The sequence below is a fragment of the Hassallia byssoidea VB512170 genome, assembly GCF_000817785.2.
GTDB lineage: Bacteria > Cyanobacteriota > Cyanobacteriia > Cyanobacteriales > Nostocaceae > Hassallia > Hassallia carrinoi.
Genome location: NZ_JTCM02000033.1, coordinates 45,272 through 59,149 on the forward strand (window position 1 = coordinate 45,272; position 13,878 = coordinate 59,149).

The window sequence follows — 13,878 nt, forward strand, 5'->3', positions numbered from 1 at the left end:
GGTTGTTAGTTGTTAGTTGTTGATTAACAGTCAACAGTCAACAGCTATCGACTATCCACTATCTACTATCCACTATCCACTATCCACTATCCACTATCTACTATCCACTATCCACGCTCCTCCGCTCCTCCTAACTTTTAAGAGGCTAACAATTCTGGTTGAATCAAACTTAAAATAGTTTGACGCATCTGGGTAATAGTCTGAAGTTGATAATCACCAGTTTCCTGTACTGTAGCCAAAGATTCAGCTATGCCTTGCAGCTTGTGGCGTAAACCGTCCAAGGAATCCTGAATTGGTTGTAGCGTTTCTTGATAAACATTAACTTTAGCTGAATATTCAGCAGTGGCTATTCGCAACAGTTGCAAATTTTCTGACAACACTTTTAGTTCTTGGTGCTTTTCTTCTTGCTCTTGGATTTGATTATTGAGCGTTTTCTCGGCTAGCTCAATTTGAGAACGTATCTCTTCAATCTCACGTTCTAAGTTTTGTAGTTCCTCCGACTGTTGTTGTTGCTGCGCCTCCATTTGTCGCAAAATTGGTACTAAATCTATTTTTTGATCGTCTTCATTGGCAGATGAATGTCCTTGTCGCCGATGCAATACCGCTTGGTGTTGTTTAAAAGACTCGTGCCGTTCTAACAAACTGCGGCGTTGTCCCACCAATGTTTCATTCAACATTTGGTATAAGTCTTTTTCATCTGCCAATTCCATTTCTAAATTGATATGGTCATTGTCAGATGCTTGATTTAACTTACTTTGCAGTTCGTCTATAGTGTCTTGTTTGAATTTAAGTTCAACTTCTTGCTCGTGGACAAAGCTAGAGTCAATTTGCAACTTTTCGTGCAAGTCCTGCACTGTTTGTTGCAGTTCTTCTAGCGGCATTTTCTCCAAAGCTTCGACATTAACCTGCTCGCCAAGAACTACATCGCCAGAAATAGCCACCAAAAATTGAATTTGCTGGTGTAAATCTTCTTGGTGTTGTAACTGCTGTTTAAGCATTCGAGCGCACTCTTGTTTACTAGCAAGAGATGCTGTATTCATTTTCAAATCTGCTGTTTGCTGCAAGACTGCATTTTGGGTTTGTTGCCATTCAATTTGGCGATCGCACTTTGTTTGCTCTAGCTGGTCAATTTCCTCTTGATGTTGAGTAGCCGCACTTCTTAGAGATTCTAATTGTTGCCAGTGTGGGTTAAGAGTAGCTTGCTGGCTTTCCACCATACCATCGGCAAAATTAAGATGCTCGCGCACTGTTTCAATCGGAGCAACTTGACTTCTTAGGCGATCGAGCAACTCGCTCAACACCCGGCTTTGCTCCTCATCTAAAACATTTGGTTGCTGGAATTCTGCTTGATGTTCCTGCAAGCGGCGTTGCTCACCGCGCAAATGCTCCCAAGCGCCTTGTAGTTCGTGGCGATTGCGTTCAAATTCTTCTCGCAACCGTTCTATTTCCTGTTTTGATGTATCAACTTCTTGCTTTTCGGCTTCCAGACGTTGAAAATCATCATCCATTTGTTGCAGTTGTTCCGCACGCGCTTCCATTTCCATTTCGCGGCGATTTAACTCTTGTGCCTGAAATGTCAGTGACTCTTTCCACTGGTCAATTTCTTCTTCTTTGAGCTTAAATTTTTCTACTTGACGAGAAAAATTTTGCAAAATATTAACTAGCGGACGCCCTGCTTCTTGAATTCTCTGCACTTGACGTTGAGGATTCAATTCAACCAGCACCAGTGCGCCGTCGTTTAATTTGCTACCGTCTTCAGCCGCGATCGCTTCTTCTGAAACATTACTCCAATTTTGGTCTGTCCGTTGACAAGCCAGTAATTTCAGTTCTGTTTTAGAACCACCACCGAGTAAGCCGCCTTTTTGTTTTTGTACTTCTGCTAAATACAGCACACCGCTATTCCTTTTGATGCACTTAACGCCCTGTATTGGGCTATACGTTAAATAATTGCGTAAATTTGTCTGACTTCACCTATATAGGAAAATAAGACAAACAAAACTATTTATAGACGCGAGATTTCGTCTTGATATTTATAAAATCAACTTGTCGCGTCTTTACATTTTGTACTGATGGCAGTTGTGATGACTACCGTGTTATCACTAGCATTGTAAAAGTATATTAAACAAAGTTAAGGTTTGAAGTTAGGGTATCGTTTTCTAATGTGTTCTTTCTATACATGAAGCAGAGTGCGATGTCTTTTGACAAAAAGTCAGCGCATCTACGCCCAAAAACCGAAATTCATGAAAATTTCTCGACCCAGATTAATATAATGCCCGTCTAAATGCTGTGTTAGGACAACACAGGACAAAAGCGCTTCTTTTTTCAGTCTGTTGAGCGGAATGAGCGCAAAAATAATTGTAAGGCACATTATACAGTAGCGGTAATTCATGAATTACCGCTACTTACGACACGGTGTCAGATTGCGTAAGTCCTGTGTTTGAAACATTGAAAAAAAGGGCAAAATTAACATTGAATGTAAATAAAATGACTTGGAGCGCCTTTTAGCTAAATGTACGGAAATTTAAATGAAATTGATATTCGTAGTATTCTCCAATTGATTGAGTTGGGGCAGCGAACAGGGCAATTATTTGTAGAAGCCCGTAGTCACAATAGCAACAAACTTAGTGTAGATGAAGTAATTAGACAGGGTTCTTGGTCTGAGTTTAAACAACAGTCTTGGTACGTATTTTTTCTCAATGGTCAAATTATTTATTGCCAAGATAGCGACAGCAGTTTGACAAGAATTGCCGATTACTTGCGTCATTACCGAGTTCAGACACGACTTGACAAAGTACAACTTGCTTACCTAGAAACCCTAAATGCTCCAGAATACGGCTATCTTTGGACGCTTTTAGAGCGGAATATTATTCAACCAAAAGTGGCGCAAACTATTATCCACCGTTTGGTGCATGAGACATTGTTTGATTTGCTGAGTTTACATCAAGGTAGCTTCATTTTCGATTTGGGTTCGGCATTTGCCCCGCAATTAACTACCTTAGAAATTGCTCCGCTTGTCACCAAAATTATGAAGCAGGTGCAAGAGTGGAAGTTGCTTTATCCGCATATTCAATCTCCCGATCAATTTCCGGTGCTTGCTGATATAACTGAACTACGCTCCTCACTGCCAGCAGCAACGGTGAATAAGTTACAGCAGTGGGTCGATGGTAAAACATCTTTGCGTCAATTGGCTCGGTATCTGAATCGAGACGTTTTGACAGTTGCTAAAGCAATATATCCATACGTGCAACAAGGTTGCGTGCATATAGTATATTCAAGTACATCTACGGATGCACAAATACAAAAGAGTCAACAAGAGTTATTACAAAAGGCACGCATAGTCTGTATTGACGATACGGCTACGATTTGTGAAACTGTAGAGTCTATTTTGAAACCACTTGGTTATGAAGCGATCGCCTTCACCAATCCCCTAGAAGCGATTAGCCGCATTTTTCAAATCAAGCCAAATCTAATTTTATGCGATATAACCATGCCAGAGTTGGATGGTTACGAAATTTGTGGAATGCTGCGACATTCAACAGCATTTCGGCTCGTGCCGATTATCATGCTAAGTAGTAAAAATGCATTTATCGATCGCGTTAGAGCAAGGATGGTTGGGGCATGTGATTATTTAACAAAACCATTTACAGACACAGAATTGCTGATGCTTGTAGAAAAATATCTCAACTATAGTGTTGTTTGGCGACACAACCAAAACGTAAGACTTGTTGATCCCATCCCAGATCGAGTAAAAGATAATATCACATAATCAGCTTGACTGGGGAATGGGGAGATGGGGAGAGTTCTTGGGAGGGGGAGATGGGGAGACAGGGAGACAAGGAGACAAGGGAGACAAGGGAGACAAGGGAGACAAGGGAGACTGGGGACTAGAAAAATAATTACCACCAATTACCAACAACCAACAACTAACAACCAACAACTAACAACTAACAACTAGCTACCAACAATTCTCAGTTAAATTAGTGAAAAATAGAATAAATTTATACACGAAATGCTTGCGGGGAAGTCAGGGAATGCTCCAGATAGGGGAATGTCTACATCAAAAGGTAAATTAGCCATTTATGAGTACAGTTCTGATTGTGGAAGACAGTGTGGCACAAAGGGAGATGATTACAGACCTCCTAAAAGCGAGTGGCTTAACAGTCACCCACGCTAGTGACGGATTAGAAGCGTTAGAAGCCATTCAAACCACAGCTCCCGATCTAGTGGTATTAGATATTGTCATGCCCAGGATGAATGGCTACGAAGTTTGTCGTCGGCTAAAGTCAGATCCAAAAACCCAAAATGTCCCTGTAGTCATGTGTTCTTCCAAAGGTGAAGAATTCGATCGCTACTGGGGGATGAAACAAGGCGCCGATGCCTACATAGCTAAACCGTTTCAGCCAACCGAGTTGGTAGGAACAGTCAAACAACTGCTGCGAGGATAAGGATGGAAAAAACATGGTTAAGTTACCGGACTTTTTAGGAGGCAGCGGTCAAGACCACTTCCGTCCTGAATTTCAAGTAGAAAGTCCTGAAGGTGAGTTACATTTACGGTTTTACATTCCCTCGCATCAGGAGTTTGCACTACCAGCCACAGGCATCCGCGAGGTAATTGAACTAAGTCCCGATAGAATTACTCCAATTCCTAATGCTTCTGGTTTACTTTTGGGTACTCTAAATCTACGAGGTCGAGTAATTTGGGTGGCTGATTTGGGTCAATTTTTAGGAGAAGTAACTCCGTTAAATACCGACAAAGCAGAAATTCCGGTGATTGCTATAGAAGAGCAAGACACAATAGTCGGTTTAGCAGTAGAACAAATTGGTGGCATGGACTGGCTTGACGTGCAGCATCTAATCGCACCAAATAACGTGCCAGATGCTATGGCTCCCTTTTTGCGGGGAGAGTGGTTATTAGATGCTCAAAAAAATCAGTGTCTGCGACTGCTAGATCAAATGGCTATTTTGCGGAGTGCGCGGTGGGCAGGATGAAATTGAGAGGCAGGAAATGGAAGCAAATATAGACGAATACTTAGAAATTTATAAACAAGCTTGTACGGCATACGCGCAACAAAATTATGAAGTTGCCGCGACTTTAGTTGACTCTGTGGTACAAGATTTACCCGATGACGCTAACTGCCATTTGTTGCGGGGTCACGTTTACTATGTTTTGCAACAATACGATGTGGCATCATCAGAATACCAAAAAGTTTTGCAGTTGACGAAGGATGAAGAAATTATTAGTTTTGCTCGTAATGGTCTTGAAAATGTCAATCAATACCAACAGCAAGAAGAACAAATCGCCGAGGTAGATAATGAGCCTCCCAATTATAGCGAGCCTGAGGCTATGATGGGCGCAGGCAATGAAGATAATAACTTTGATTTCAGCTCTGATAGTGAGCATCCGCAAGCTGTGGACGTAATCGAAGAGCTATCTTTTAGCAGTCCATTTGAAATGCCCACAGATAGTACTGTATTTGGTACGTCACTAGAATCTTCGGATAGCGCTGACAGTAATCCTTTTGCCTTGAATGCAGAATCGCAATTAGATTCAAGTAATTGGGACGAGCAATCAAAGTTAGATTTGCCAGCTTTCTGGCAAGAAGATATCTCCCAAGCTAGTGAAGATTCTACTGATAAAAATTACCCAATTAACAGCAATAACAGTAGCGGTTCGCCTTTTGAAGAGTTTGTACCATCAACAGGCAATAGCTTAGAAAAACCTGCTGATTTTTTGATTGAAGTTGAAAATTCCCAAGGATTAATCAGTGAAGAGTTTAAGTCTCAACTAAATAATGTTGAAGATGAAACTTTATTCTTGAGCGAAGTATCCAGCAAAAATGGGTCTAAACCAACAAATAATTCGGGATACAGCAGTCAAGAAAATAATTTGAAAAGTTCATCATTAAATGGGAATTTTGCTTTTGAGGAATCTGAGGATTTAGACTCAACTGACAAAAAGCAAAACGCATTAGAGGATGACGATAGTTTTGACTTTGAAGCTTTTGAGTCTGCCTTTGGCTCAGATGCGTTAACAGATGAGGAAGATACAAACAGTATAATTAGTGGAAATACTTCCAAAAGCAATAACATTGAGTTTTTAGACGATTTTGATGCCTTTGACGATTTAGGAAATATTCCTGGTTTTGATATCACAGGAGGAAATTCTAGTTTCAGCGATGTGTCAATACCTTCTGGTTCATTGGATACCAGTAGTAAAATAGGTAAAAAAGTTTCGCAAGTTCCGCCAACTGTCGAAAATAGCGATCGCGATTCGGAACTCTTCAGTATGACTGGTTCGCAAGAAGCAGTCCCCGTCTTTACCCAAACAGATGTCTCGAAAGTAGAACCTGTTGTTAATGTCGAGCAAGGCTTATTAGCACCATTAGAAAATGCTCCCCTGGAACAAAAACAATGGATTATTGCTGGAACTGTCGGTATTGTTTCGGCTGTAGTCGTCGCTGTAGTTAGTTTCGGTGCGGCTAATTTGTCAGCCCCGCAACAACGGGAAGGAGTGCGAAATACAGGCTGGGCAATGGCTCTAGCTGCCGGACTTGCTAGTTTTGGTACAGCTAGCTTTATGGGAAATCTCACACTAAAACAAATTCGCCGCACAACTAAGGATCTGCAAACTCAGTTTGATGCGGTGCGTCAAGGAAATCTCAATGTTCAAGCCACGGTATACTCAGAAGATCAATTAGGACAATTAGCCGCTGGTTTCAACGAAATGGCTAAGGTAATTTTCACCACCACAAATGAAGCTCAACGCAAAGCTGATGAACAAGAAGAAGCAAAAGAAAATCTCCAACGCCAAGTGATTCGGCTGTTGGACGATGTGGAAGGAGCAGCCAGGGGAGATTTGACGGTACAAGCTGAGGTGACGGCTGACGTATTGGGAGCAGTTGCAGACGCTTTTAACTTAACAATTCAAAATTTGCGGGATATCGTCCAACAAGTGAAAGTGGCAGCGCGGGAAGTGACAAAAGGAGCAACCAATTCAGAAACTTTTGCTAGAGCATTATCTAGTGATGCTTTGCGACAAGCTGAGGAGTTGGCAGTAACTTTAAATTCCGTGCAGGTGATGACAGACTCGATTCAGCGGGTAGCGGAAGCAGCGCGAGAAGCCGAAACTGTCACTCGTGAAGCTAGCGCTTTTGCGCTTAAAGGTGGGGAAGCGGTAGAAAACACCGTGGCGGGGATTTTAGAAATTCGCGAAACAGTAGCAGAAACTACCCGAAAAGTCAAGCGATTGGCGGAATCTTCCCAAGAAATTTCTAAAATTGTCGCGTTGATTTCGCAAATTGCTTCTAGAACGAATCTGTTAGCGCTGAATGCTAGTATTGAAGCAGCCAGAGCCGGAGAAGCTGGAAGAGGATTTGCGATCGTTGCTGATGAAGTGCGTCAGCTTGCAGATAGATCGGCTAAATCTTTGAAAGAAATTGAAGAAATTGTCCGGCAAATTCAGAGCGAAACTAGTTCTGTAATGACGGCAATGGAAGAAGGCACACAACAGGTAATTCAAGGTACGAAATTAGCAGAAGAAGCCAAGCGATCGCTTGAAAATATTATTCAAGTCGCAAATCGCATTGATATTCTTGTGCGTTCTATCACCACTGACACTGTAGAACAAACGGAAACCTCTCGCGCTGTGGCTCAGGTAATGCAGTCTGTGGAACTCACAGCGCAAGAAACCTCCCAAGAAGCACAGCGGGTTTCTGGTGCTTTACAACACTTAGTAGGTGTATCCCGTGATTTAATCTCCTCCGTTGAACGTTTCAAAGTGGAAACACTTGAAACAAGGTAAAAAAGTTATGAGTGATGAGTGATGAGTGATGAGTGATGAGTTATTAATTCCTAACTCCTAACTCCTACTCCTAACTCCTAACTCCTAACTCCTAACTCCTACTCCTAACTCCTAACTCCTAACTTTTAACTTTGTAGTATGCTGCCGGAACAACAACAGCGCATTTTAGGTTACTTTATTGAAGAAGCAAGAGACCACCTGAATACGATTGAGCAGGGGTTGTTAAATCTCCAGAGTACCCTGAACGACCCGGAAATGATTAACGAAGTTTTTCGGGCAGCTCACTCTATCAAAGGGGGAGCGGCGATGCTTGGTCTGAGTAGCATTCAGCACACGGCTCACCGTTTGGAGGACTGTTTCAAAATTCTCAAAGAGCATCCGGTTCAAATTGACCAAAAGTTAGAATCTTTGTTTCTCGGTGTTTCTGATACTTTGAAAGCGCTGTTAGAGCATTTAACTGGACCTTTTGGTTTAACAGAAGATGCTGCTAACACTTTGATGTCAGAAACCGAGCCGGTCTTTGAATGGTTGTACGAGCATTTGTCCATGCTAGTACAACAAAGTAGCAATCAAGCAACAAGTAATACAGAAATAACTGCATCAAATAACAAATTTCAACCGCAGGAAATCTCGACATTACATGTAGCACCGGAAATTAAAAGTGTGGGTGAGTTTCAAACTCAGGTGCTGCAAAAACTACGCGAGATGTTGCAATTATTTAAGCGATCGCCAACACAAGAAACTCGACAACAACTGCAAGATTGCTGTTATGAGTTAGCGAGATTCGGTGAGTCGTTGAATTTTTCAAATTGGTGTGGTTTGTGTCGTGACGCTGGAAATGCGATCGCTAATCCCGAAAACAGCTTTCTAGCTTTAGCAAAAACTGTTATTACCGAAATTAAACAAGCTCTGGAATTAGCTACACAAAACAGAGACTCAGAAATTGCCATCAGTCCGCAACTAAAAGCACTCTTGAGTGTCTTAGAAATTGACTTATTAGAAATAAGTGATAATTTCATTGCCGAACCATCGACAGATAAAAATTTAATAACAGCTAGCACTCTCAGCACTAATAATCTTGATATAGCCGCACCGACAGAAAATAATTTTGCTGATTTCGAGTTGGAGCCACAAGACTCTATAAACAGTTTAACTGAGTTATCGACACCATTAAACTTTAATAGTGAAGACGCTATCAGCAGTTTAACTGAGTTATCGACACCATTAAACTTTGGGAGTGAAGATACTATCAGCAGTTTAAGTGAGTTATCGACACCATTAAACTTTGATAGTCAAGACAGCATCAGCAGTTTAACTGAGTTATCCGCATCTGCGAACCAAGACCAAGATAATTTTGCGGATATATTTTCAAGCGATCGCAACAATAGTCAAGACGACAAACTGCTGAATAATAAAAGCATTGATTTGAATGGACCAGAGGTAGGAATAGCTGAGTTAAATGCTCTTGCGGACTTTTTTGAAGGTGAAACTCCAGACTTGGATGAAACCTGGCAAAAAGTAGAAATTTTAGATGATACTTCAGATAATGAATTGTCAATTGATATCAGCAACGACACTGAAGATGCTGATAACGATTTTGCAGATTTACTTTCCTTTGAAAAAGAACCTAGCAGCAATTACCAAACAAATATTACTGCAACCGAAGATTTAACTCTTTTGCAGTTATTTGACGATAACTTACCAGAACAAGCATCGCTATTTCCAGAAACAGCTATTACAAACCTTGAGTTGAGCGATAATTCTCTTAGTAACAAAATTTTACCAGAACTTGCATCTAGTTCTGATGAGATTGCCTTGAATAATGAACCACCATCAGATGTGGTAGACGATTTCTTGGCATTAACACTCAATGAAAATGAATTATTTTCTCTAGGAGAAGTAACTCAACCAGAAGCTGAGAATATCAATGCAACTTTTACCTCCGCGAAAACTTCCTCTTTGAATGACCTTGATAGCATAGAAGAACTATCCACCGACGAGCAAGATAATAATTTTGAGCAGGTTTTACCAGAAACAGCGAATGCAAATTTTGTAGAGGAAATTACTTTAACTAATCATCTCCCAGAAATTCCTCAAAGCCAAGAAGAAAGCTTTTCTTTAGATAGTCTGTTTGCTGCGGAAGAAGAGACAATACCATCTACGACAAAATCAGAATCAGGCGATTTATTTGATTTTTTAAACTTACCAACAGCCGCAGAAATTTCTCAATCAGAAGAGGATTTAAACGACTTTTGGAGTCAGGAACCCGAAGAAGAACTTCATGACAGATTTAATCCGCAAGTTGAGCAGGATGCAGTTAGAGCGTTAGAAGCAAGTTTATTTGCTGCTGCTGCTTCCGGTGACATTTTTGGTAACAATGAGCAAGCGTCATCAGAAAACTTTGATATCGAAGATATAGATATCAGTTTCTTAGAAGATGATTTGATATTTGCATCAGATGTGGATGATGATTTCTTTGCTCAATTTACATCAACCGAGTCAGAGATTGAACTGTTTAGCGATCGCGAATCTACCCAAGATATTCAAAACCTCCCCCAACAGCATACCACCCAATTGCAGCCAGAAAACTTATCGGACGCGATGCTTCCCGAAGCTGTAGATATCGTTCCCGAATTTACTAAATCATTTGAAGAGGAAACTAATTTATTAGATACTGCTTTTGATGAAAATAACAATGATACGCTAAATATAGAAGATACACCAAAAATTGACACTACAGAAAGTTCTTTAGTAGCACAAGATTTCTTGAAGAGAGAAATCGCAATAGATATCAATGCAGAAACTTCTGAACCACAGCTAGAGACACAAGAAGTTGCACCAAAGGTAAATAATAGCTTCCAAGCTGCCTTGAACTTCACAGAAACACCTTTTTATCAAGATGAAAATTTAGCCGAGTCAGAACTGAATTTAATTAATGATTTATTTTCTGGAGAAAATTTACTGCTACCAAACGAGGAATTTCTTCCAGAAACGGTAATAGAAAGTGATAATAATGATTTATTTGCTAGAGAAAATTTACTGCTACCAAATCAGGAATTTCTTCCAGAAACGGTAGTAGAAAGTGATGATAATAATGTACTTGCTACAGAAAATTTACTTTTAGAGGTAAATCAAGAATTTCTTCCAGAAACGGTAGTAGAAAGTGATGATAATAATGATTTACTGAAGACAGAAAATTTACTTGTATCAAATCAAGAATTTTTCCCAGAAACGGTAGTAGAAAGTGATGATAATAATGATTTACTGAAGACAGAAAATTTACTTTTAGAGGTAAATCAGGAATTTCTCCCAGAACCGACTATTGAAGAAAGTACATCCGAAGCTGTCTTGGAAGTAGCAGACGATGAAGATTTGTTGGAAATACCAGAATCTTCAGATGCTTTTAGCGAGGCAACTTCAGAAGTTGAGATAATCGAGAATGAATCTGCCACATTAGAGTATATCAGAGCAGAAACTAAAGCTTTAGAAGATGCAGATACGGCAAATTCTGCCTCTGTTTTAGATGAATTTGCCGACTTGGAAGCACTACTAGAAGAGGAAGTAACATCTACTCCTGATATAGAGATATCAGACATAGATTTTGCTGACTTGGAAGCGTTGCTGGGTGAGGAAAAAGCATCAACGGTAACACCGACTGTTAATAATGTCACTAGTAAAGCTGTATCCTCCGAACTACCAAATGAATTTGGTGATTTAGAGAAACTACTGAAAGAAGCAGATCAAACGATATCGCATTCACCAACGGTAACATCAAGCACTAGCAAAAATCAACGTCCGCCGCGTCGCGGTGCGAGATTTGAAGAAACAATGCGCGTCCCGGTGAAGCATCTGGACGATATGAGTAACTTAGTTGGAGAGTTGGTAGTAAATCGCAACACCTTAGAAGAGGATCAAGGACGACAGCGACAATCCTTAGACAACTTGTTGCATCAGATACAACAGCTTTCGGATGTGGGAGCGAGGATGCAAGAATTATACGAGCGATCGCTTCTGGAAGCTTCTTTATTAGCTAGTCGCAAATATAAAGAATCTCTTCCCCTAGTTAGTGATTCAAATACCGATAGAGGATTTAGCGAACTAGAAATGGATCGCTTTACTCCTTTCCACACGCTTTCTCAAGAAATGATTGAATTGATCGTGCGTGTGCGAGAGTCAGCGAGTGACATCGACTTTGTTACCGAAGAAACCGAAAGGGTAGCGCGACAGTTTCGACAAGTAACTACTCAATTGCAAGAAGGACTGACAAAAGCGCGAATGGAACCTTTTTCTCAAGCTACCGATGGTTTGCAACGAGGAGTGCGCGACACTGCGATCAAGCATGGCAGACAAGTGGAACTTGTAATTGAAGGTGGAGACACTTTCATCGACAAAATGATTGTAGAGCATTTGAAGACACCTTTAAATCATATGCTCAATAATGCGATCGCTCACGGCATTGAAACCCCAGAAATCCGGCAACAGCAAGGTAAACCACCTGTGGGAACAATTAGCGTCCGTGCTTTCCACCAAGGCAACCAAACGATTATTTCTGTCAAGGATGACGGTGCAGGTATCAACACAGATCAAGTGAAAGCAAAAGCGATCGCTAAAAATTTAATTAGCGCTGAAAAAGCCAAAAGCCTGTCTCCCATCGAAGTGTATGACTTGCTGTTTGAACCGAATTTCAGCACCAAAGACGAAGCTGATGAATTATCAGGTCGCGGTGTCGGTATGGACGCAGTTCGCACTTCGATCAGCGAAATTCGCGGCACAATCACTACTGATTCTACCGTCGGCAAAGGAACTACTTTCACAATTCGTTTGCCGCTGACTTTGAGTATTTGTAAAGCTTTGTGCTGCGTCTCCGACAAAGCGAGAATTGCCTTCCCGATGGATGGTGTGGAAGATACTTTAGATATACCTGCGAAAAATATTCAGACAAATGCCGAGGGACAGTCATTTATATCTTGGCGCGATACAATGTTACCATTCCGACCGCTGAAAGAACTTTTAACTTTCAATCGGTTACTCAGCCGAGGTAACGTTTACGGCGGAAATCGCGACGATGATATGATTTCTGTGATTGTCGTGCGATCGGCAAATACTTTAGTTGCTTTGCAAATAGATCAGGTACTCAGCGAACAAGAAATAGTTATCAAGCAGTTTGAAAGACCGGCACCAAAACCGATTGGTGTAGCTGGTGCTACCGTCCTCGGTGATGGTCGAATTATGCCGATCGCTGATGTCCTGGAAATAATTGACATCTTCCAAGGACGCACGGTCAAACAAAGTAATCTCTGGGAACAAAAAAATACTTCCGCTACCGCAGAAACACCTGCTACTAAAATTGACCCGACAGTGTTGATTGTCGATGACTCAATTACAGTCCGCGAGTTGCTTTCTCTCACATTTAACAAAGCCGGTTATCGCGTAGAACAAGCGCGTGATGGTCAGGAAGCTTGGGATAAACTGCGCTCCGGTCTCCCCTGCGATATCGTATTTTGCGACATCGAAATGCCCCGCTGCGATGGTCTGGAGTTGCTTTCTCGCATCCAAAAAGATTCCAGCCTCAACCATTTACCCATTGCCATGCTTACCTCGCGTGGTGCAGATAAACACCGACAAATGGCAGTGCAACTAGGTGCTAGTGGCTACTTCACCAAACCTTATTTGGAAGAAGCTTTACTCGAAGCAGCTTCCAGGATGCTGAAAGGAGAAAAGCTGGTTAACAGTGCTAATAACGGTTAGGAGCGCCCCACAGGCGCCACCCGTTATGAATGAAAGAAACACCTCCTTCTCTACTCTCTCTTTCCTACCTTTGATATAAGCGTTGGTTTGGAATTTTAGGCAAGCGATCGCAATTTTATATCAGTTAAGTGCTTGGGCTAAATAGCAGCATTAAAAATCTGTTGCGCGGTCAAATTCAATTCTGGGAACGTAGGCGATACAACGCGGTCACTCCCTCTAAATTGGTTAACTTGATATTCACCTTCAATCAATGTGTAAACGGAGATAGTGGGTTGTTTCGGATTACCAATAAACTTTCTCCCACCCAAACCTAAATAATCAACAATCCA

General features: G+C 41.2%; 7 protein-coding genes and 1 pseudogene. 6 read left to right on the plus strand and 2 right to left on the minus strand.

Features of this window, described 5'->3' with window-relative positions:
- Positions 1–137: 137 nt before the first annotated feature.
- Positions 138–1,892, minus strand: a complete 1,755-nt coding sequence (gene hmpF / locus PI95_RS16185) for a pilus motility taxis protein HmpF (RefSeq protein WP_039747885.1) — start codon at positions 1,890–1,892, stop codon at positions 138–140.
- Between the two features lie 617 nt (positions 1,893–2,509).
- On the opposite strand from hmpF, the gene PI95_RS16190 reads away from it, so the two are divergent.
- The 6 genes from PI95_RS16190 (at position 2,510) to PI95_RS16215 (ending at position 13,549) form a co-directional block, all read left to right on the plus strand.
- Positions 2,510–3,766 (plus strand): response regulator, encoded by a 1,257-nt coding sequence (locus PI95_RS16190; protein WP_039747884.1) that lies wholly within the window; start codon positions 2,510–2,512, stop codon positions 3,764–3,766.
- A gap of 24 nt (positions 3,767–3,790) precedes the next feature.
- Entirely contained in the window at positions 3,791–3,955 is a 165-nt protein-coding gene (locus PI95_RS16195) for a hypothetical protein (RefSeq protein WP_163518932.1), read from the plus strand.
- 124 nt (positions 3,956–4,079) lie between these two features.
- Positions 4,080–4,445 (plus strand): response regulator transcription factor, encoded by a 366-nt coding sequence (locus PI95_RS16200; protein WP_029637981.1) that lies wholly within the window; start codon positions 4,080–4,082, stop codon positions 4,443–4,445.
- Between the two features lie 13 nt (positions 4,446–4,458).
- Positions 4,459–4,989, plus strand: a complete 531-nt coding sequence (locus PI95_RS16205) for a chemotaxis protein CheW (protein WP_039747882.1) — start codon at positions 4,459–4,461, stop codon at positions 4,987–4,989.
- A gap of 16 nt (positions 4,990–5,005) precedes the next feature.
- Positions 5,006–7,801 carry a methyl-accepting chemotaxis protein gene (locus tag PI95_RS16210; protein WP_039748889.1) on the plus strand — a complete coding sequence of 932 codons (2,796 nt, stop codon included), beginning with the start codon at positions 5,006–5,008 and terminating at the stop codon, positions 7,799–7,801.
- Between the two features lie 138 nt (positions 7,802–7,939).
- Positions 7,940–13,549, plus strand: coding sequence for a hybrid sensor histidine kinase/response regulator (locus tag PI95_RS16215; RefSeq protein WP_039747880.1), 5,610 nt, complete (start codon positions 7,940–7,942; stop codon positions 13,547–13,549).
- A gap of 137 nt (positions 13,550–13,686) precedes the next feature.
- Here PI95_RS16215 and PI95_RS16220 read toward each other — a convergent pair.
- A pseudogene (locus PI95_RS16220) lies at positions 13,687–13,878 on the minus strand (Uma2 family endonuclease); the annotation flags it as partial.

Bases quoted from the DNA above. Each gene is read 5' to 3' on its own strand.
- PI95_RS16190 (WP_039747884.1), top strand. From the start codon at position 2,510: ATGTACGGAAATTTAAATGAAATTGATATTCGTAGTATTCTCCAATTG.
- PI95_RS16195 (WP_163518932.1), top strand. From the start codon at position 3,791: ATGGGGAGAGTTCTTGGGAGGGGGAGATGGGGAGACAGGGAGACAAGG.
- PI95_RS16200 (WP_029637981.1), top strand. From the start codon at position 4,080: ATGAGTACAGTTCTGATTGTGGAAGACAGTGTGGCACAAAGGGAGATG.
- PI95_RS16205 (WP_039747882.1), top strand. From the start codon at position 4,459: ATGGTTAAGTTACCGGACTTTTTAGGAGGCAGCGGTCAAGACCACTTC.
- PI95_RS16210 (WP_039748889.1), top strand. From the start codon at position 5,006: ATGGAAGCAAATATAGACGAATACTTAGAAATTTATAAACAAGCTTGT.
- PI95_RS16215 (WP_039747880.1), top strand. From the start codon at position 7,940: ATGCTGCCGGAACAACAACAGCGCATTTTAGGTTACTTTATTGAAGAA.